The sequence below is a fragment of the Arenimonas sp. genome (assembly GCF_036275555.1).
In the GTDB taxonomy this organism is placed as follows: Bacteria; Pseudomonadota; Gammaproteobacteria; order Xanthomonadales; family Xanthomonadaceae; genus Arenimonas.
This window is the reverse complement of sequence record NZ_DASUDO010000009.1, coordinates 1-20163: the sequence shown is the minus strand read 5'-3', so window position 1 is coordinate 20163 and position 20163 is coordinate 1. Positions and strand designations below refer to the sequence as shown.

The window sequence follows — 20163 nt, the reverse complement described above, 5'->3', positions numbered from 1 at the left end:
CTCAATCTCCTCGTGGGCCCGCGGCCGTCCAGGGGAAGGCCTGGTCCACGGTGCTGCCATCCGAGCGCAGCTGCACCCGGACGCGTTGGGGGGTGAAGCCCTCGGGCAGCATGATGCTCCCCTCGAGCTGTTGGAAATAGCGGAACGAGAACGCCTGTCCGGGTGCGCCCGGCTTCTGTACGAGGTCTTCCCAGCGCAGGGTCCGCAGCCGGCCCTCGCTGACGCCTTCCACCGACACCCGCGCCTCGCCCTTGCTGATGGCGCCGCGGTTGAGGTTCTGGGTGAGGGTGACGGTGTAGCGCCAGGTGCCGCCGGCCTCGGGCGCGAACACCGCCTCGTGCACCGACAGGCCCCGGCGCTGGCCGGTGGCGCCGACCAGGCGCTCGTAGAAAGCGACGTCGGCGCGCAGGCCCGACACTTCTTCCTCGCGCTCGGCCAGGCTGGCCTGTAGTTCCGTATTGGCGCTGCGGCTGATCTGGTCGCTGCGGCGCAGGGTGGCCACGTTCTGGCGCAGCTGCTTCACCAGGGCTTCGGCCTGGGTGGCGCGCTTGCTGGCCACGGCCAGCTCGGCCCGGGCCTTGGACAGGCCCGGCGCGGCCTGGTTGCTGGCCCAGTAACCCACCGCGAACAGACTGGCGACCCACAGCGCGCCCGCGACCGCCAGCAACACCCGGGCATGCGGCCGGTGCGGGACGATGACAAAGCGGGGCTTGTCCGGGGCAGGCGAGCTCATCGGCGGGGGCGTTCGGGGGGATCGGCAACATCGCTGGCCCGGTAAGCCAGCGTCAAGCCGCGGCCTCACTATACTGTGAACTGCGTCACCTTCCGGGAGCCCGCCATGACCGAAGCACACATCTTTGCCCTGGGCCTCGCCCTGGCCTGCCTGGCCGGCGTGCGCGCCTATCTCACCGTATTCGGCGTTGGCATCGCCGGGCTGATGGGCTGGGTGGACCTGCCCTCGGCCCTGGCCGTCACCACCTCGCCCTGGGTGCTGGGCACGGCCGGCGCGCTGGCCGTGGTCGAGTTCGGCGCCGACAAGATCCCCGGCGTGGACTCGGGCTGGGACCTGCTGCAGACCCTGGCGCGGATCCCGGCCGGCGCCTTCCTGGCCGCCGCCACGCTCTCCGACGACGGCCAGCTCGGCACCGGCGCCCTGGCCCTGGGCGCCACCGCCGCGCTCGGCACGCACGCGCTCAAGGCCACTACCCGCGCGGTCATCAACGCCTCGCCCGAGCCGGTCTCGAACTGGACCGCCTCGCTGGGCGAGGACGCCACCGCGCTGGGCGCGCTGGCCCTGGTGTTCGCGCATCCGTTCATCGCGCTGGGCCTGCTGCTGACCGTGATGGTGCTGGGCTCGCTGGCGGTGTTCGCCGTGGCGCGCTGGGTCTGGCGCCGCGGGCGTCGCCTGCGCCCGCAGCCGGATGCGAGCACCGCGTGAAATCCGCGGCGGCTGTCCGGTCACGTCCGGGCAGGGCGTTTGCCCACCAGTGACCGCAGACACACTGACAGCCGCCACCCCCGGGGGCATAATCCAAGGCCAACCGGGGGCTTAGTGATGAATCCGCACGACGAGTCCAGACTCGCCGAACACCGCCACGCCTTCCTGCGCCTGCTGCCCCGGCGCGTCGAGGTGATGGGCCGCCGCCTGCATCGTTTCCTGCAGGATGGCTGGGACATCAACGGGCTGTCGCTGATGCACGACGAAGCCCGCTTCCTCGGCGACGCCTGCGGCCGGCACGGGCTCGAGGCCGCCAGCGGCCATTTCCAGCAGATGCACCAACTGCTCGGCGACACGCTGCAGCAGCAGGCCCTGCCCGACCCGAGCCTGGGCGAACGCCTCTGGCACCTGGTCGAGGACATCGGCGGTTCGGTGCCGATGAACACCGAACCCGTGCCGGAGGTCGGCACCGCGCGCCAGGTCGACCACGGCGGCCGCGCCGAAACCCCGCCCGCGAACTACTGGCGCCGCTGGGGCGACGACGCGCCGATGGCGACGCTGGCGCAGATCGCGCCCGAACCCGAACCGGAACCCGCGCCGCCGCCCGCCCCGGCGCCCGTGCCGCGGGCGGCGCCGCCTCCGACGAGCCTGCCTGCCAAGCCGACTGCCGCCGCCGCCCCGCGCCCCGAGCCCAAGCCCCTGCCCAAGCCGCCCGCCCCGCCTGCCGCCCCGCCGCCGCCCGCCGCGGCCGCCGGCGAGCCCGCCGCGGTCACCGGCGTCCGCGTCTACCACCTCACCAGCCACGACCCGCTGTCGCTCGAACTCGACCAGCGCATGGAAGCCCTGGGCTACGAGGTCGAACTGCTCGAGACCGCCGAGGAGCTGCGCGAATTGCTGGGTGCCTTCCCGGCCAACCTCGCGCTCGTGGACGCCGCCTTCAGCGACCAGCTCGAGGCGATCGGCGCCACCGTGCGCGAGGCGCGCGAGCGCAGCCAGCAGCCGCTGCTGCTGGTGGCGCTGTCGCAGGCCGACGACATCAACCTGCGCCTCACCGCCAAGCGCGCGGGCGTGGATTCGCTGGTGGTCGAACCCAACGGCGCCTCCGACGTGCTGCGCCGCCTGGCGCTGCTGCTCAACCCCGGCAGCGATGCGCCCTTCCGCGTGCTGGTGGTCGAGGACGACCGCAACCAGGCCCTGTTCGCCGAAGGCATCCTGCGCAACGCCGGCATGGAAACCATGGTCGTGCTCGACCCGCTGGACGTGCTGCAGGCCCTGCACCAGTTCCAGCCCGACCTGATCCTGATGGACCTGCACATGCCGCACGCCAACGGCATCGAGCTGACGGTGCTGATCCGCGACCAGGACCCGTTCCTGCACACGCCCATCGTCTTCCTGTCGGGCGAAACCGACCAGGACCGCAAGTTCGACGCGCTCGAGGCCGGCGGCGACGACTTCATCACCAAGCCGGTGCGGCCCAAGCACCTGATCGCCGCGGTGAAGAACCGCGTCACCCGCCACCGCGCGATGGAGATCAAGCGCCAGCGCCGGGGCGGCAAGAACAACGACACCAACCTCTTCCACCGCAGCGAGCTGCTCGAGAACCTGGAGTACCTGCTGGCCGACGCCAGCGAGCTCAGCGTTGGCGGCGTGCTGTTCCTGGAAATCGAGAGCGTGAACCTGCTGCGCGACCGGCTCGGCCTGACCACGCTCGAGCAGCTGCTGCATGTAGTGGGCCGCATCCTGGGCGAACGCGCCGAGCCGACCCCGGTGGCGCGCTTCGGCGACGGCAGCTTCCTGGTGCTCGACCGCGAGCGCGACGAGGCCGGGCTGGAGCTGCTGGCCACGCAGCTGCGCGCGTCGCTGGTGCAGCATCCGTTCAACGTGCAGGGCCACCCGCTGCGCCTGCGCGTATCGGTGGGCGTGTGCTCGATGAAGCACCGTTTCGGCGAGGCCAGCGACATGCTCAACGCGGTCGAGCGCATGGCGCGCGAGGCCCGCACCCACGAGAAGGGCGTGAAGCGCTACGAGCCGGTGAAGCCGAGCGAGGCCGTGCGCGAGGCCGCGCTGGTGAACCAGATCCGCGAAGCCATCGCGCTCAACAGCCTCGAGCTGATCTACCAACCGGTGGTGGCCGTGGCCGGCAGCGACGATTCCCAGTACCAGGTGCTGCTGCGCCTGCGCGGCAGCGACGGCAAGCTGCTGCCCGCGGCCGAGGTGATCCCGCTGGCCGAGCGCGGCGACTTCATCGGCGACATCGACCGCTGGGTGCTGCAGGCCTCGCTGAAGCTGGTGCGCGACCGCCGCGCCGAAGGCCGGCCGCTGCGCCTGTACGTCACCCAGTCGGCGCTGACCCTGGCCGACCCGGCCCAGGCCGCCTGGCTCAAGGCCGAACTCACCGCGCACGACGTGCCGGGCAATTCGCTGGTGATCGAGCTGCGGCTCGAGGACGCCGCCATCCACGCCACCACCGTGCGCGCCTTCTGCGACGCGATGGTGGACGACGGCGTGCAGTTCTGCCTGAGCCAGTTCGAGGCCGGCCAGCACGCCGAGGGCCTGATCGAGCACCTGCCGCTGAGCTTCGTGAAGCTGGCGCGCAAGTACACCACCAACAACCTGTCGTCGGGCATGCGCGACGAGCTCAAGGTGCTGATCGAGCGCTCGCACCGCCGCGGCCTGGAGGTGATCGGCCACGGCGTCGAGGACGCGCAGTCGGCCGCCACGCTGTGGATGAGCGGCATTGATTTCATCCAGGGCAACCTGGTGCAGCAGGCGGACCGCGACATGGACTTCGACTTCCAGCAGGCCGTGCTTTGAACGGGGTGCCGTTCAAGCCCAACGATGCGCTGATCGTGCGTTGGCTGGCGCTGGCCGGTGCCGCCGGCGCCGCGATCGCGGTCGCGGTGGGCTACTTCAACGATGACGGCCTGTGGCAGGCGGTGGCCCTGGTCGCCGCGCTGCTGGCGGTGGCCGGCATCGCCGGCCTCTGGCGCGCCTTCCACCTGCGCAACCGGGCCCTGGCCGTGGTGGCGCAGCAAAGCGGCGAGCAGGACCGCGAGGTGAACGCGCTGCAGGAAGAGCTGGCCCTGCATCGCCGCCTCGAGCGCGAGCTGACCGAGGCCAAGCAGGCGGCCGAAGCCGCGATGATGGCCAAGGGCGAGTTCCTGGCCACCATGAGCCACGAGATCCGCACGCCGCTCAACGGCATCATCCCCATGCTCGACCTGCTGCTGAGCTCGCGCCTTCAGCCCGACCAGCAGGACATCGTGCGCACCGCCTACACCTCGGCGCGGCAGATGCAGCGGATCGTCGACGACATCCTCGACTACTCCAAGCTCGAGGCCAACAAGGTCCAGCTCGAAACCACCAGCTTCAACCTGCGCGAACTGCTCGATTCCGTCATCCGCCTGATGGAGAAGCCGGCCGAGAGCAAGGGCCTGCGCCTGAACCTGCAGGTGGATCCGTCGGTGCGCCTGGCCGTCCGCGGCGACCCGGTGCGCCTGCGCCAGGTGCTCACCAACCTGCTCAGCAACGCGGTGAAGTTCACCGAGCGCGGCTCGGTCACGCTGGCGGTCACCCGCCGCGGCGAAAGCCGCACCCAGCACGAGCTTCGCTTCGAAGTGGCCGACACCGGCATCGGCATCGCCAAGGACGCGCGGCTGTTCCGCGCCTTCAGCCAGGCCGACGCCTCGACCACGCGCCTGTACGGAGGCACCGGCCTGGGCCTGGTGATCTGCAAGCGCATCGTGGACCTGATGGGCGGCAGCATCGGCGTGGATTCCGAGCCGGGCCGCGGCTCCACCTTCTGGTTCGAAGTGCCGCTGACCAAGGCCGCCGGCGACATCCAGGGCCAACGCGCCGACCTCAACGGCGCCCGGGTGCTGCTGCTCAGCACCGAGGCCGGCCTGCGCCAGCGCCTGGGCCAGTCGGCGCCGAACTGGGGCGTGCAGCTGACGCAGGTCGAGACCACGCAGGACGCGCTGACCCGCCTGCGCACCGCGCTCAGCCGCGGCGCCAGCTGGAGCTTCGACCTGCTGATCGTGGATTTGAATTCGGTGCGCAGCACGGCCATCGCCCTGCACCGCAACCTGCGCCGCAGCGCCGAGCTCGAGGACCTGCGCGTGGTGTACCTGCAAGGTGAGGACGCCGTGGCCGGCGAACTGACCCAGGGCCCGCATTCGCTGATGCTCTCGCGCAGCATCGGCGGCAACGAACTGCGCAGCGCGCTGAGTGGATTCCTGGCGGCCGAGGCGGCCGCCAAGCCGGAGGACGTGGAGATGCCGCTACCCGAACGGGTGCTGGTGCCCGACGCCGCCGACGTGCCCGAGGACGCCGCGCGCCCCGCCGGCCGCCTGCGCGGCCGCGTGCTGCTGGTCGAGGACAACCCGGTGAACCTGATGGTGGCCCAGCGCCTCGTGGGCCTGCTGGGCCTGCAGTGCGAAACCGCCGACAACGGCGAAAAGGCGCTTGAGCGCATGCTGCAGGGGAACCTGGACGTAGTGCTGATGGACTGCCAGATGCCGGTGAAGGACGGCTACACCGCCTCGCGCGAGTGGCGCCAGCACGAACTCACCCAGGGCCTGCCGCGCCTTCCGATCATCGCCATGACCGCCAACGCCATGGCCGGCGACCGCCAGAAGTGCCTGGACGCCGGCATGGACGATTACTTGTCCAAACCGGTGGACCGCCGCCTGCTGGAAGCCACCATTGCCCGCTGGCTGCAGCATCGGCCCGTCGCGGAGGCCAGCGACGACGTCGCGCCGCCGCTGGCCGCGCGCCCCGGGGCGCCGACGCCCGCGCCTTCGCCCGCCCCCGCGCGCGCACCTGCCCCGGCCCCCGCCGCCCCGGTCGCTACGCCGCGCCCCACGGTCCCGTTCCCGCCGCGTCCGGCTGCCCCGGCCACCGCGAATCCGTCCAGCCCGCTGCTTCGCCCCGCCGCGCCTTCGGCGCCCGCGCGCCCCGCCGCGGCCGCGCCCGAACCCTATTCCGCCCAGCTCGGCCCCGACACCCCGCCGGCGCCACCGCCGGTGCTGGCCAGCGAAGTGGTGGACGAGCTGCGGGCCGTGATGGGCAACGAGTACCTGAGCCTGGTGCGCCTGTTCCTGGAAGACGCGCCCAAGCACGTGCAGGCGCTGGAAGCCGCGGCCACCGCCGCCGACATGAGCAAGATGGTCGCCCCCGCGCACACGCTGAAATCGGCCGCGGCCAACCTCGGCGCGATGGCCCTGTCGGCCGCCGCCAAGCGCATCGAACTCGGCGCCCGCCAGGGCGTGCTGCCGCGCCCGGCCGTGGCCGTGGCGGTGCTCGAGTCCGAGTTCCGCCGGGCATCCGCCGCCCTGAACGCCCTGCTGAAATAAAAAAAGCCCGGCCAATGGCCGGGCTTTCTCGTCATGCGATGACGCGGTGGATCAGTAGCCGCTGACGTCCAGGCGGCCGTTGGTCAGCACCTTGCCCTGCAGCGACGGCGTCGGCACCGCCGAGCCCAGGATCGCCGCCTTGATCTGCGCGGCGGTCGAGCCCGGGTTGCGGTAGGCGTACAGCGCGGCGGCGCCCGCGACGTGCGGGGTGGCCATCGAGGTGCCGTTGTAGCTGGCGTAGCCCGAGCCGACGGTGGCCGTGCGGCCCTTGCCGCTCGAAACCGGCACGGTGGAGACGATGCCCGAGCCCGGCGCGCCGATGTCCACGCTGGTGGCGCCGTACTGCGAGTAGCTGGCCAGGCCGCCGGCCGAGGTGGTGGCCGCCACGGCGATCACGTTCGGGCTGGTGTAGCCGCTCGGGTAGGCCGCGGTGGCGTCGTTGTTGGCGCCCGAGTTGCCGGCCGCGGCGATGAACAGGATGTTAGCCGCGTTGGCGCGGTCGATCGCGTCCTTCAGCGCCTGCGAGAAGCCGCCGCCGCCCCACGAGTTGTTGGTGGCGACGATGTTCAGGCCGTGGCGGACCTTGAGGTCGGTGAAGTAGTCGACGGCCTTGATGGCGTTGGCGGTGGTGCCGCCGCGGCTGCCGAGGAACTTCGCGCCCATCAGGCGCACCGACCAGCACACGCCGGCCACGCCCTTGCCGTTGCCGCCGACGCCGCCGATGGTGCCGGCCACGTGGGTGCCGTGGTCGTCGGCGGTGCCGTCGAAGACCGAGCTGTTATTGCCGTCGAAGTCCCAGCCGTACACGTCGTCGGCCAGGCCGTTGCCGTCGTCGTCGATGCCGTTGCCGGCGATCTCGCCCGGGTTCTTGAAGGCGTTCGCGGCGAGGTCTTCATGCGTGTACATGTAGCCCTCGTCGATGATGCCGACCACGACGTCGCCGCAGGTCGCGCCTTCCGGCTGCGCCCAGGCCTCGGCGGCCTGGCTGCCGTACTGGTTGGCCGGCGAGCTGGCGTCGCCGTACATGCCCCAGAGGTTGCCGCCGGTGAACAGGGTGTCGTTCGAGGTGGCGCTGTGGCTGACGATCCAGTTCGGCTCGGCGTACTCGATGTCGGCGTCGGCTTCGAGCGCGGCGATGGCGTCGGCCAGGCTGCGGTGCCCCTTCACCGACAGCAGGGCGACGTCGCCACCCACGCCGCGGCCATTGCCGTTCGGCGACAGGTTGTCACGGAAGGTGCCATTGGCGCGGCCCATGGCGCGCTGCTGGGCAACGGCGTCGGTGCCGTCGCGGAACTTGACGATCAGCTCGCCGGCGACGTGCGGACGGCCCTGCTCAAGGTGGGCGCGAACGAGGTCCGGGCGACCGCCGGCGACGGCGGTGGAAGCGAGGCCCAGCGCGGCCAGGGTGGCGGCGGCCAGGGCGGTGGTGCGGAGAATCGACTTCATATTGCGAGAGCTCCCCAAAAATGAAAGCCCGCACCGGAATAGGTGCGGGCGTTTCGGACGCTATCGCTGTGCAACGTCGCTGTCATGTTGCGACGCACCACACACTTTTGACCTTCCTGAACGAATGTGGGAGGGGCTTCAGCCCCGATGCCTTCCGCCGGAAAGCATCGGGACTGAAGTCCCTCCCACAGAGGTACCGCGAGTCAGCTGCCGATCTTGGTCTGCAGGTAGTTCTGCTCGCCCAGGCGCTCGATCAGGGCCAGCTGGGTCTCCAGCCAGTCGATGTGCTCTTCCTCGGACTCCAGGATGTCGGCCAGCAGCTTGCGCGACACGTAGTCGTTGGCGGCCTCGCAGTCGATGATGCCGGCCTTGAGGTCGGGCACCGCCTGCATCTCGAGCTTCAGGTCGCACTCCAGCGCTTCCTTCGGCGACTGGCCGATGAAGAGCTTGCCCAGGTTCTGCAGGTTCGGCAGGCCGTCGAGGAAAAGGATGCGCTCGATCAGCTTGTCGGCGTGCTTCATCTCGTCGATCGATTCCTTGTACTCGTGCTCGCCGAGCTCCTTCAGGCCCCAGTTGTTGAACATGCGGGCATGCAGGAAGTACTGGTTGATCGCGATCAGTTCGTTGTACAGCGCCTTGTTGAGGTGCGCGATGACCTTGGCGTCGCCCTTCATGGCGGGCCTCCTTTTCCGTGGACAGGCCGGCACCATACCCCCGCGCGAAAACCCGTGCTGAAACAGGAATCGCTCCCGTTCTCACCCAAGGTCTTGGGGCAGGATCTGTAGGAGGGCCTTCAGGCCCGAAGCTTTACGCCGCGACCGCAAACACCGGCAACGGCAACGCCTTCACGGCGCGCGCGTCATCCAGGATCTCGCGGGCGAACTCACCGCAGGTTCCGCAGCCGCTGCCCAGCCCGGTCCGCATCGTCAACTCCGCCATCGACCCGCAGCCGGCCTCGGCCGCGTTGCGGATGTCCTGGTCGGTGACGCCGTGGCAAATGCAGACGTACATGGGGGAATCCATGCAGGAATGGGAACGGTTCGCATTCTCCACGCAAATGCGAACCATTGTCAACAGCATCCCGCCCTACCGCCGCCCCCGCCCCGCCGCCGCCTGAACCGGCTGGATCAGGGCATTCAGCAACTCCCCCGCCTCCGGCACGGCCCCTTCGCCGGCCACGGCCCGCGCATGCGGCGCCAGGTGCTGCAGGGCCCGCACGTAGACCTCGCGCTTGAAGCTGACCACATGCTCGGCCGGGTACCAGAAGTCGACCCAGCGCCAGCTGTCGAACTCGGGCTTGTCGGTCAGGTCCAGGCGCACGTTGGCCTCCTGGCCGGTCAGGCGCAGCAGGAACCAGACCTGTTTCTGCCCGATGCACACGGGCCGGTTGCCCCGGCGCACGCAGCGGCGGGGCAGGCGGTAGCGCAGCCAGCCGGGCGTGGAGCCGAGCACTTCCACGTGCTCGGGCAGCAGGCCGGTCTCCTCGCGCAGCTCGCGGAACATGGCTTCGCGCGGCGTCTCGTCGGTGTTCATGCCGCCCTGCGGGAACTGCCAACCGTCCCGGTTGACCCGCCTGGCCCAGAACAGCCGCCCGTCGCCGTGCATGAGCACGATGCCCACATTGGGGCGATAACCGTCCGGATCGACCACGAAACGGACTCCAAAAACTTCACTGCGGCCAGCCTGCCACACCCCCGCGCGCCCCCACAAGCCGGGACGCACAACATTGACAGGAGCGGCCAAACGGCCCAGAATTCGCGGCCCTGTCTGCAACGGACAGCGCGCAGTACCCGATGGCTATGTAGCTCAGCCGGTTAGAGCACAGCACTCATAATGCTGGGGTCGGTGGTTCGAGTCCACCCATAGCCACCATCGTTTAGCGGTATCAATCAGTTAGCGCTCTTACGCCTCCTCTTCAGCCAAGTGCTACAGGGAGTGCTACAGGAAGTGCTACACCGCAGAGGAACTGTCTACACTTCGCGCGTCGTAATCCCAGGCCAAGTTCAGGCCCTGGTGGGCCGTGTCGAGATCCTTCGAAGCCTTCGGACCACAGACCTGCGGGAAGCTCGCTGGCGCCTGTCGCTTTGGGAGTCCCACCTGGGAGTCATGTTCAGACTGATAGCCCAGCGCCGAAAAGTGATGACCCGCGATCAAGCCCAGAAGCTCGTACAGGCATTCCTAGAATCCACCTTCGACGACCTCGAGGCCCGACTGGCGGAGCCCAGGCCCGATCATGAACACACGGAGGCTGTCAAAGGCGCTCTCGAGGAGTTCGCAGAGCAGCTATCGCTGCAGCTTGTCGACGGCAGTCTTTCCCACTTGCTTCCATACGCCCGCGAGCAGGCGCCGGACGGCTCTGACCAGCATCAACGCGAGCTGGCTCGAAAGCTCACCGAGATAAAGCTGCATGCTGTGGAGGCTGAGCTGGCCGCATTGGGGGGTCGTCCACTCCCACCGAGACCAGTCCTCTCGTCGCCAACCGCGTCTGCCAGCCAGCTCCTTGACCAGGCCGGCATCGACTCCCCCAGCGTTTCCCAAGTGGCATCTCAGTACTGCGAAGAGCGAATCTCCGCGGGAAAGTGGAGCCATAGGACTGCCAGACAGAGCCAAAAGATCTTTGAGGTGATCGCCTCACTCCTGGACGACGCGCCTGTCGGGTCGATATCTAAGGCCCGCATCCGTCAACTCGGGCTGGAGATCATCGAGCTGCCAGCCAACATGACCCAGAGGTTTCCCGGCCTCTCCGCCAAGGAGGTCCTGGCTCAGCTTGGCGAGGGAACCCCGGTAGATCGCTTGGCGCCGAGAAGCGTGAACAAGTACTACATGCATGTCCGCAGCATCTTCGGATGGGCGCAAGAGCACGACCACATCGCCCAGAGTCCTTGCGTAGTGCTGAGAGACGTTGAGGAGGGACGCGCGCAGGACGCTCGCGACGCTTTCGACGACTCCGACATTCGCACCCTGTTCGCCCATCTTGCGACCGCCCAACGCCGGGACTACGAGCTATGGGTGCCTCGAATCATGGCCCTTACCGGCTGCCGAATGGGCGAGGCGGCTCAGCTTCGGAGCCAGGACGTGCGACAGGAAGCGGGGGTCTGGGTCTTCGACTTCAACGAAGACGATGAAGGTAAGACCTTGAAGACGGAGAACAGCCGCCGCCTAGTTCCAGTTCACCAGAGATTGCTTGAACTCGGCCTACTGGAATGGGTCGACACAAAGGCGAATGGCTACCTTTTGCCCGAGTCGATGAGGAAGACGGACCGTCCGGAACGAAGCAACATTGACCGGCTATCCAAGCGTCTTTCGGCGCTTCTCCGAGGGTCGGGAATCACGGATGAACGGAAGGTCATGCAGAGCTTCCGCTCTACAGTGGCAACGCGACTCAAGAACGCTGAGGTACCGGAGTACGTCATTGCTGAGATTCTCGGCCACGAGAACGACAACATCACGACGGGCCGTTACGGCAAGAAAGCAGACCTTGCGGTCTTGAAGGGCGCTATCTCCAAGCTTGATCTACCCGTTTAGCCCGACTTCCCGGCATGCATGGCTCGGGAGATACGCCTCGGGGCAGCCGGCGTGCGTTCTCTGTACTGCCGGGCGAGGTCGTCCAGGAGCCCCTCCAGTGGCCGAGCCACATCCTCGAGAGAGGCGCCAAGGTGCCTTAGGACGCGACCCCGGCTTGCCGGGTACTTGCGGAGTTTGGTGACTGTCTCCTGACCGCTGGCGGTCATATGCCGCCATTCGCGGTGTGTACCGCCCGCCAAGCGGTTAAGCAGCTTGGCTGTCTGAACAAGCCGGTACTCCCTCTTCCGCTCCGGGGACGGGTCGGACTGGTGCGCTAGCTGCACAGCGATCCAGGCTGCTAGAAGTTGCCCAGGCTCTACCCGGCGCTCTGCGAGGGCCGCCCACGTGTTCTTGGCCCTGACCTGGGGAGGCTTTCCGGCAAGTCTAAAAGCCGGCTCAGCCCGCCCGGCCTGGTGGTACTTGTCCAGGACCAGCTCTCTCGCTGACGCGACCTCCGGTCTCGTGGCATTGGCGAAGAGCCACTCAAGAGCGAACGCCCTTGGACCGGTCAGGTCCGCGGCTCGATAGCTCGGCTTCGAGTAACTCCCGTGGCGCAGATAGTGCGCGACATGCTTCGAACAGTAGTTTCGGTCGAGGCCTTGTTGCAGGTGGGCACGTGTCATCCCCGTGCAGCCCAGGACTGCACAACCCCGGGGAGCAGGTATCTGCCTCTTTATCCGGCCCTCGACCTCGATTGACCGCTTCGACCGAAGGAGGTTCATGGCTTATGCCCCCCTCTTACGGGGAGCCCCATGGATTGCTTAAAGAGGGAGAGAGTGTCCACCGTCACAGGCACCTCCCAACCCAGCACTTCCCTTGAGCACCTCAGGAGAACCTCCTGGGCCACAGCCACATGGGGCACCCCTACTAAAAGGCAGTCATGGACAGGGAGTGCGTGCACCCCCGCCTCCTTCAACGCTAGGAGCGCCCTGACCGTGATCTCACTCTCCAGGAACATGAGCTCCATCCCGACCCCCCTGTAGAAGAGAGAGCCCAAGTTCGGGTGCGCAGCGTTGATTCTCCTCTCCACGTCAGGCCAGGGCTCGCGCTTGAAGTACTGCCGACCCCCGCTAGGCATGCGGCGTAACGGCTTACTAGACGAGAGAAGCGCATTGAGGACCATCTTCACGCCTTCCCGCGGGTACCACGGGTGCGCATAAAGATCACCCTGCGGCGGCTCGACACCGGCCAGGGCATACGCTGACCGAACGGCCATCTGCGCGAAGTCGAGGGACGCCACCGGACAGCCGGCGATGAGTAAGTGCTGTAGCCGCGCACGCGCCCCAAGGTCCTGCCAGAAGCCGTGATAGAGCCTGCCACCCTGTCGGAGACTGCCGTTGTTAAACACCCTGCGGAGGAACCTCCGCCGGGTATCAACCGCCTCGTCTCCAGTCCAGGCTAGGTCTGCCTCCTCGAGCCAGGCATTGATCTGAGCCATCTCCTCTCGGTACCGATCCACCTCCGGTATCGCGGGGAGAGCGAGGGGCGGAGCTCCGATTTCGGTGCTCGCATCTCTCAAGATCAAAGTGTCGCCCTGGAACTCGAAGTTGCGGCCGATGTCGTCATAGCCAATGCCGCGCTCGTCGATTGCCTGAAGGAGCCACTCGGAGGCGCGGATGCGTGTTCGTCGGGCGCGGAAGGCTGTTCGATAGCCCATCTGGACCTCTAGGAGCCCCGCCTCTGCCATGTAGTGGACCAGTGGCGCGATGGCTTCCGTCATAAAGGGAGCACGCCGTTTGCGAGGACTGAGCTCAGCCTTGGAAAGCTCGATGGTGATCCATGAGCCCGGGGCTTCGATCGCACGATGCGCGGCATCGGCAATCAGGGCTGAAAGAGCGGCGCGCACGATCGCCTCGTCCCTGGGACGGCGACGTCTAATCCTGGCCTCTTGATGGTCCAGGAGACTCATGGCCTCTTCAATGACGCTTAGAAGCCCCTCGGAAGCTGGACGCTTGGCGGGGTCAAAGGAACGGTCCTTCCTGTAACGTTCCTCGTCAGCGACTGTTTCATGCATAAGTGCGCAACTCGTACCCATCCGGGCCAACGCGGGGTGGGAAGATAGGACAGGGCCAGGGGAATGTCGACACCTAGGTTCCTGCAGGAGCTTGCCCAGGGAGGGCCTATGGACCACAACAACATCCCCAGCTTCACCGAGGGCAAGATCTACAAGCGAGGCGACATCCACGACAAGTTCGGCGGAAGCCGCCAATCCGGGATATCTGCCTCCCGGCAGGCCCCCGCGATCTTCATCTTCACCGGGGAGAGCGGGAAGCAGTATGGGTACGAGGATTCCTGGGATGCCGCCGGCCAGGTCTTCACGTACACCGGCGAGGGGACAGAGGGCGACATGACGATGACCGGCGGGAACGCCGCGATTCACGACCACGTCGCTGACGGGCGAGCTCTGCACCTCTTTGAGGCGGTACCCCAGTCCGGGATGGCCCACCTCCCAAAGGGGGAATCCAGAAAGGGCTACTGTCGGTACGTGGCAGAGATGCAGTGCGCAGGTTTCATCGTCAGCAAGGGACTAGACAAGAAGCAGACGCTCCTCCGGGACCTAATCCAGTTCCAGCTGGTCAGGGTGGGAGCCGTCCAGGAGCTTGAAGAGAAGGCCAGCTCGGCAGGAGCCGGCACCGATGAGGCCACTCAGGCACCCCAGACTTCGCCTAAAGGCTCCCTGGCCGACCTGAGGGCGCGCGCGAAGGCAGCGTCGACATCCCCCACCAAGAAGTCCAATGACGCACGGCGAACGCTCTACGAACGATCCCAGGACGTTGTTCGGTATGCGCTGGCTCGCGCTTCAGGCGTGTGCGAGGGCTGCGGGGGGGCAGCGCCCTTCGCTCGAAAAGATGGGACACCGTATCTTGAGGTCCACCACGTAGATCGGGTTTCCGACGGCGGCCTCGACCTGCCCCAAAAGGTGGCTGCGATCTGCCCTACGTGTCATCGAATGATTCACCACGGAGCCGATGGGTCGGAGCTCAATGACCAACTTCGGATCAGAATCGCCGCTCTAGAAGCGAAGTACGACTAGCTGTTCCTTGGTTCCGCAAGGCTGACCAGCTGCCAGCTCGATCTTCGCTGCCCATTCGCGCCGTTCGAATGGGTAGGTCAGACACACGCCGACAGCAGGACTCCCCACCGGGTATACACAACCCGTTGTTGTATATGGGCTTTAGCTCGTTTTCCGTCCATCTTTGGGCCGCCATGGCAACCAAAGTTGCGACATTGTGTTGTTCCTGAGGCGGAATGGTGTTGACTCTGAGCGAACAGTAAGGTAAGCTACTCCCTGTCGTTGGATATAGAAGGATTCATCTCGAGCTGTAACTGAACACCCGCAAGGGTGTTCGCGGGGGCTGAGGCTTGGCCCCTACCCCCGCCCACGCGGCCATCGTCGACGTCCGTCGTCGCGCGATCCGAGCCGGGCCGGCGTCCATCGTCGGATCTGGTGCGGCCCGAGGGGCGACTTAGACCGTCTTCGAGAAAGAGACGGGGTTGGTTGTGGGGGGTGACAAAGCTAGCGGTTACTTCAGCTGTTCATGGCCTTGTTTGGTGATCGAGAGATAGCGACTTCCTCCGAATGGTTCGGGGGCGGGAACTATCGCCAAAACAAGGATTAACACTATGACCAGCAACGGCAACACCAACGACAACCGCAAGCAGCCTGAGGACAAGAAGACCGTTTGGGTCTTCACTTTGAAAACCGTGATGGTCGGCGCCTGCACGATTTACCGGTACTACCGGCTCTTCAAGCGTGCGTATGACTACCTGGCAGAGTTCTTCAGCTAACCCCCCATAATCCATTCCACCCCCTTCACCACCCTAAAGGGGACCAACATGTTTTCAGACGCATTACGACTGATTCGAACTTTTCACCAGATTAGCCAGTCAGATCTGGCCGGCTCGCTGGGCATCTCCAGGTCCTACCTTTCCGAGCTGGAGTCGGGCAAGAAGTCGCCGAGCCTCGAACTGCTCCAGCGATACTCAGAGCACTTCGGCATGCCGCTTTCGGCCCTAATCTTTTTTTCCGAGAACACGGACGAGCCTGGAAAGGATCTTAAGATCAAGAAGCTTCTTGGCGAGAAGGCGATCGCCATACTTCAATGGATCGAACAGCGAGCAAAGTTTAAGGACGCCGCTTAGTTGAGCCGTCGGATCACACAGTACCCAGCGCATCAATCCCCGTTTTTCAGGGTAGCCTCGAAGCGGAAGCTCGCACACCTCTTCGGTCTCACGGTACCTGAGCTTGAGGCACTGTTACGCCACGAAAACTACAACGTCTGGCCAACGCAACAGAAGCTTTCGGAGCAGCTGGCGGGGATTAAGCCGCGAAAGTCTCGAACCATTCAGCATCCGAAGTCAGCACTCTTCGCGATCCACGCTCGGCTGGCTTCTCTTCTGGCAAAGATCGAGAAACCGAGTTTCGTAAAGTCGGCGACGAGGGGCGTTTCTTACCTTGATAACGCCACCGCCCACACCTCGCCGGGCAACACCATTAAGGTGGACATCAAGAACTTCTACCCCTCAGTCACAAAACTGCAGGTGAAGAAGTTTTTCAAGGTACACATGCAGTGTCCGGGTGACGTGGCGGACTTGATCGCCCGCACCTGCTGCCTGGATGGAAAGCTTCCCACAGGTAGCCCGCTCAGCCCCATCCTCTCCTACTTTGCCTGCAGCGATCTTTTCCTCGAGATTCGCGACATAGCCGCCGAGCACGACCTCAACTTCACTCTTTATGTTGACGACATGACTTTTACTGGAGCCAAGGCGAACAGGGCCTTTGCTTCAAGGGTGAATGGAATCTTGAAGCGTCATGGTTTCGTCGGCCACAAGGCCGCTTGCATTCCGGATGGGGAGCCAAAGGTTATCACTGGGGTTGCACTAATCCAGGGCGAGAGGAGCCTCCCGTTCTCGCGGCAGCGTCGCGCAAGAATGTTTGAGACTGCATTCTGGAGGGCCGCAGACGAAGAGGGCATAAGGCTTCTCGGAACCGCTCTAATCGGGCAGTTTCGTGAGGCGGCACGCGTGGAACCAGGAATCGAGTTTCGTGCGGCTCCGATTCTCGACAGAATGCAAACCCTCGGGATTACGCCCGGCAAAAAAGCGCCAGGAACAAAAAAGAAACGGCGGCGCACCAGGTCACATCGGGTGAGCTCGATACGAGGCCTCGTCAGTCAGGCCCTGAAGGCTAATGCCCCAGTTCAGACACCGCATGACCAAGACACTTCGGCCGGACGGGAAGACATCGACTCCGGGACACCTTAGTCGGTCATTCCACGCAACCCAACACCGCCAAGCGGCTGAGCAGGTTCCGTACCGAAGACTTATGCCAACGCTTTTCACGAGGCGTGAGCATGCCCCGCGAGTTCAGCGCCTCCGCTAGCGCACCGAGTGAGTTAAGACCGGTGCCATTTAGCTCAGCAATGACGGGGGCCAAACGCCGTGCATGCAGATCGGCCCCCGCCACCACTGCTGCTACGGCGGCGTCGTTGCCTTTCCCCGCGCGCCTGATCGCTTCCGCCCCCCTTGGGTTGCCCAGGCGCTGACCTCGAGCGCGAGCGGCGGCCAATGCCTCCTTGGTACGGCGAGAGATCGCCTCTCGCTCCTGCTGCGCCACCAACGCCATGATCCCGACCGTTAACTCATTGGCGTCGGGCATATCCGCAGCGACGAACCTAACCCCGCTGTCTCTCAGGGCCAGCAAGAAAGAGGCATTGCGGGAGAGCCGGTCCAGCTTGGCGATCACTAGGGTCGCCCCCGTCACCTTCGCGAGGTGGATCGCCCGTGCCAGCTCAGGCCGAGAGTTCACCTTGCCGCTCTCGACCTCCGTGAAGGCCCCCACGATGGCGCCGCCTCGAGCGTTCGAGTAGGCCTGAATCGCTGAGAGCTGGGCCTCCAGGCCTAGTCCGCTCCGGCCCTGCTTGGCTGTCGAGACCCGCATATAAGCCACTAGCTTGGACACCGTACAAACTCGCCTAACGTTGGTTAGGCAGAACTATACCCCTTGAAAAGATTGTGAGCAACCCCAGCTCGATGTCCAGAACTGTGATCTGCTCAACAGATTAATCTTGTGATACTCTGTATCTGGGCCACTCCTTATGTCTTTCGTTTGGAGTGCCCAAAAGAAAAGAGCCCACTCCCTGGGTGCAACCAGGGGGAGCTCTTTTCAACAACAAGCAGAGGTGCAACTCCGCTCGAGCAACGTACAACAAGATCGGAAAAGTATAACGACGCATTGACAGCTAATAGGTTAATTTTTCGTTAATATCTGAAAACTTTTTCGCGTACTGCGGTTCGACGAAGTTGCCTCTGTTGGACGTGCTCTTAAGCCAACAAAAGGAAACTTCAGAAATATGGGCACCATCAAAGATATACATTCACTGACTGTCCGCACCTTGGTACGCCTTGCCTCCACGCCGGAGGAGGAACTTGAAGAAGCGCGCCTCCGGGATGCCCAGCGCAAGCCGGGCGACCCGTTGCCCTTCCCTCTCCTGTACACCATGCGACTGAAGAACGCAGGGAAGGACGTGTTTGGGGGCAAAGGACTCGCCGCAGCCTACCTCCGGGTCAACACCTTTAACGAGGCACTGCAGCTCAAGGCCAGGTCGGTGATTGACGGGTTCCAACACATCATTGACGCGAATCCGAGCATTGACTTCACGCGCAAGCCGACCCCGAAGGATTGCTTCGGAATCATCGGCGGCACCGCGCTGAAGATGAGCCCGGACAGCATCGGAACCTCTGAGACGGGCAAACCGCTGTTCATGTTCTTCCATGTGGTCGACGCCCCTCGCACCGATGAGGCGGTTCACCTGCTGCTTCATGCTGCCCAGTACGTGGCTGATGCCCGAGCGCTGGATGCCGAAGTAGCGCTGGTAGATGCACCGCGAAGGCGCCTTCTTCGTTTGACCGAAGAGGTGCAGGAAGAGGTGGTTATCGCAGCGTTGCGAGACGTCCTCGGACAGATCCAGAACTGATGCACCGTCCGGCGCCGCCCCTCCGGGCGCGCGCCGGATGTTTCTCGGCGCGCCCCCCGCCAGCCACACCCGGCACGGGGGGAATGGGACGCGCATCCGGGGCTCAAGCCCCCCTCGAAGTTTTTTTCGCAAACGGTGAAAACTTGCTACCAGACTGCTACAGTCCGGCCGGCTTGTTTAATCTCGTCCCGCGCGCAAGTGCCTGACTGATAACGCCGCCCGGCCAGTGGGTTCGAGTCCACCCATAGCCACCACATTGAACCCGCATTCCTGCAGGTTTTTTTGGTCCCGTAACTCAGATAACCACGGCGCCGAATCTTTTGCGCGAGACCCATGGCGCACCCGTTCGGTGACCACGCTACTGAACCGACCAAGGCTCGCGTAAGCTGGATTGGCACAACAACTTGAGGAACCGCCATGCGTTTTCGTATCGGCGAGTTTTATCGCTACGCCAAGCCGGCGGACGCGAAGCCAAGCCACGTTGATGGACTGCCGAATTTCCACTTCATCATGTGGACCGAAGGCATGCCCCGGATCCAGATGGAAAGGGGAATCGCCGCGCCAGCGCGAACAATCGCACCTGACGGTGTGCGCGTTGCCGCCTTTTTCCTTTCCAGCAGCTACAACAAGCGGGGCTCGTTCGAAAACCCGTGGCATGACGAGATCGAACCCGACCGAGGCTATGCCAGGTACTACGGAGACAATCGAACACCGGGCAATGACCCTTCGAAGGCCCCAGGCAACTCAAGCCTTCTCGCGCAATTCGAATTGCACGCATCCCCCGACCCTGAGAAGCGACAAAAAGCGGCGCCACTTCTCGTTTTCCGTTCAAGTAAGAAGGGCTACAAGGAGTTCTGTGGCCTCGGCATTCTGACAGGCGTCCAACGCGTCACTCAGTACGCCCAACGCAACGGTGGATTCTTCACGAACTACCTGTTCGAAATTGCCCTGCTGACGCTCACTGAAGAAGACGAAGGGGTTGCTGCCGTGTGGCTCAGGGACCGCCGGGACTCGAAGCTCTCTGCCACCGTAGCCAACTCTGCTGCACCTAGTGCATGGGTCAGCTGGGTCCGGTACGGTAAACCAGTTATCGAAAAACTCCGTCGCCGGGTTGTCCGCTATCAGATTGCGCCAAAATCCGACCAAGTGCCGGGATCGAACACAAGCGAGCGTAAAGCGCTCGAGACGATTTACAACTATTACGACGGCAAAAAGGCCCGATTCGAAGCTCTCGCAAGCATGGTTTGCGAATCAACGGTGCGCGAGTCGGGCGGAAACTACCAGCGAGGCTGGCTTACGCGCGGCACCAGCGACGGCGGACTGGACTTCGTCGGCCGTCTCGACGTTGGTGAAGGTTTTGCTCGCACCAAACTGGTAGTACTCG

Annotated in this window: 17 protein-coding genes, 1 tRNA gene and 1 pseudogene; 12 read left to right on the top strand and 7 right to left on the bottom strand. The window is 65.1% G+C overall.

The window, feature by feature from the left end; all coding sequences use genetic code 11:
* Position 1: 1 nt before the first annotated feature.
* Positions 2-733: a DUF6776 family protein gene (locus VFV21_RS02725; protein ID WP_329667954.1), complete on the bottom strand. Its 732-nt coding sequence runs from the start codon at positions 731-733 to the stop codon at positions 2-4.
* 105 nt (positions 734-838) lie between these two features.
* Here VFV21_RS02725 and VFV21_RS02720 point away from each other — a divergent pair, with 105 nt between their 5' ends.
* The 3 genes from VFV21_RS02720 (at position 839) to VFV21_RS02710 (ending at position 6792) form a co-directional block, all read left to right on the top strand.
* Positions 839-1438, top strand: coding sequence for a DUF4126 domain-containing protein (locus VFV21_RS02720; protein WP_329667953.1), 600 nt, complete (start codon positions 839-841; stop codon positions 1436-1438).
* Between the two features lie 117 nt (positions 1439-1555).
* On the top strand, positions 1556-4252 hold the full coding sequence (locus VFV21_RS02715; protein WP_329667952.1) for an EAL domain-containing protein: 2697 nt from the start codon (positions 1556-1558) through the stop codon (positions 4250-4252).
* A gap of 5 nt (positions 4253-4257) precedes the next feature.
* On the top strand, positions 4258-6792 hold the full coding sequence (locus tag VFV21_RS02710; protein WP_329668030.1) for a hybrid sensor histidine kinase/response regulator: 2535 nt from the start codon (positions 4258-4260) through the stop codon (positions 6790-6792).
* A gap of 51 nt (positions 6793-6843) precedes the next feature.
* Here the strand turns inward: VFV21_RS02710 and VFV21_RS02705 are convergent, their stop codons facing one another.
* The 4 genes from VFV21_RS02705 to VFV21_RS02690 all read right to left on the bottom strand — a co-directional run bounded on the left by VFV21_RS02705 (position 6844) and on the right by VFV21_RS02690 (position 9888).
* The gene (locus VFV21_RS02705) at positions 6844-8238 is read right to left on the bottom strand and encodes a S8 family peptidase (protein WP_329667951.1); all 1395 of its coding nucleotides are present in this window, start codon (positions 8236-8238) and stop codon (positions 6844-6846) included.
* A 203-nt stretch (positions 8239-8441) separates the two neighbouring features.
* The gene (gene bfr, locus VFV21_RS02700) at positions 8442-8912 is read right to left on the bottom strand and encodes a bacterioferritin (RefSeq protein WP_290891236.1); all 471 of its coding nucleotides are present in this window, start codon (positions 8910-8912) and stop codon (positions 8442-8444) included.
* Positions 8913-9045: 133 nt separating this feature from the next.
* Entirely contained in the window at positions 9046-9249 is a 204-nt protein-coding gene (locus VFV21_RS02695) for a bacterioferritin-associated ferredoxin (protein WP_329667950.1), read from the bottom strand.
* Positions 9250-9324: 75 nt separating this feature from the next.
* Positions 9325-9888 carry an RNA pyrophosphohydrolase gene (locus tag VFV21_RS02690; protein ID WP_414638461.1) on the bottom strand — a complete coding sequence of 188 codons (564 nt, stop codon included), beginning with the start codon at positions 9886-9888 and terminating at the stop codon, positions 9325-9327.
* 145 nt (positions 9889-10033) lie between these two features.
* On the opposite strand from VFV21_RS02690, the gene VFV21_RS02685 reads away from it, so the two are divergent.
* The 3 genes and pseudogenes from VFV21_RS02685 (at position 10034) to VFV21_RS02680 (ending at position 11763) form a co-directional block, all read left to right on the top strand.
* Positions 10034-10110 (top strand) — tRNA-Met (locus tag VFV21_RS02685).
* Between the two features lie 51 nt (positions 10111-10161).
* Positions 10162-10341 (top strand): annotated as a pseudogene (locus VFV21_RS13475) (DUF6538 domain-containing protein); the annotation flags it as partial.
* A 3-nt stretch (positions 10342-10344) separates the two neighbouring features.
* Positions 10345-11763 carry a site-specific integrase gene (locus VFV21_RS02680; RefSeq protein ID WP_329667949.1) on the top strand — a complete coding sequence of 473 codons (1419 nt, stop codon included), beginning with the start codon at positions 10345-10347 and terminating at the stop codon, positions 11761-11763.
* Between the two features lie 757 nt (positions 11764-12520).
* On the opposite strand, the gene VFV21_RS02675 is transcribed toward VFV21_RS02680, so the two are convergent.
* Entirely contained in the window at positions 12521-13711 is a 1191-nt protein-coding gene (locus tag VFV21_RS02675; protein ID WP_329667948.1) for a hypothetical protein, read from the bottom strand.
* Positions 13712-13924: 213 nt separating this feature from the next.
* On the opposite strand from VFV21_RS02675, the gene VFV21_RS02670 reads away from it, so the two are divergent.
* The 4 genes from VFV21_RS02670 (at position 13925) to VFV21_RS02655 (ending at position 17067) form a co-directional block, all read left to right on the top strand.
* Positions 13925-14836, top strand: coding sequence for an HNH endonuclease signature motif containing protein (locus VFV21_RS02670; protein ID WP_329667947.1), 912 nt, complete (start codon positions 13925-13927; stop codon positions 14834-14836).
* Between the two features lie 590 nt (positions 14837-15426).
* On the top strand, positions 15427-15591 hold the full coding sequence (locus VFV21_RS02665) for a hypothetical protein (RefSeq protein WP_329667946.1): 165 nt from the start codon (positions 15427-15429) through the stop codon (positions 15589-15591).
* 48 nt (positions 15592-15639) lie between these two features.
* Complete coding sequence (locus VFV21_RS02660) at positions 15640-15945, top strand: helix-turn-helix transcriptional regulator (protein WP_329667945.1); 306 nt, start codon at positions 15640-15642, stop codon at positions 15943-15945.
* On the top strand, positions 15946-17067 hold the full coding sequence (locus VFV21_RS02655) for a reverse transcriptase family protein (RefSeq protein ID WP_329667944.1): 1122 nt from the start codon (positions 15946-15948) through the stop codon (positions 17065-17067). It abuts the gene before it with no gap.
* Positions 17068-17071: 4 nt separating this feature from the next.
* Here VFV21_RS02655 and VFV21_RS02650 read toward each other — a convergent pair whose 3' ends face one another.
* Complete coding sequence (locus tag VFV21_RS02650; protein ID WP_329668029.1) at positions 17072-17743, bottom strand: recombinase family protein; 672 nt, start codon at positions 17741-17743, stop codon at positions 17072-17074.
* A 412-nt stretch (positions 17744-18155) separates the two neighbouring features.
* Between VFV21_RS02650 and VFV21_RS02645 the strand changes: the two genes are divergently transcribed.
* Positions 18156-18779 (top strand): hypothetical protein, encoded by a 624-nt coding sequence (locus VFV21_RS02645; protein WP_329667943.1) that lies wholly within the window; start codon positions 18156-18158, stop codon positions 18777-18779.
* 417 nt (positions 18780-19196) lie between these two features.
* The coding region (locus tag VFV21_RS02640; RefSeq protein WP_329667942.1) for a hypothetical protein at positions 19197-20163 on the top strand (967 nt) is incomplete at its 3' end.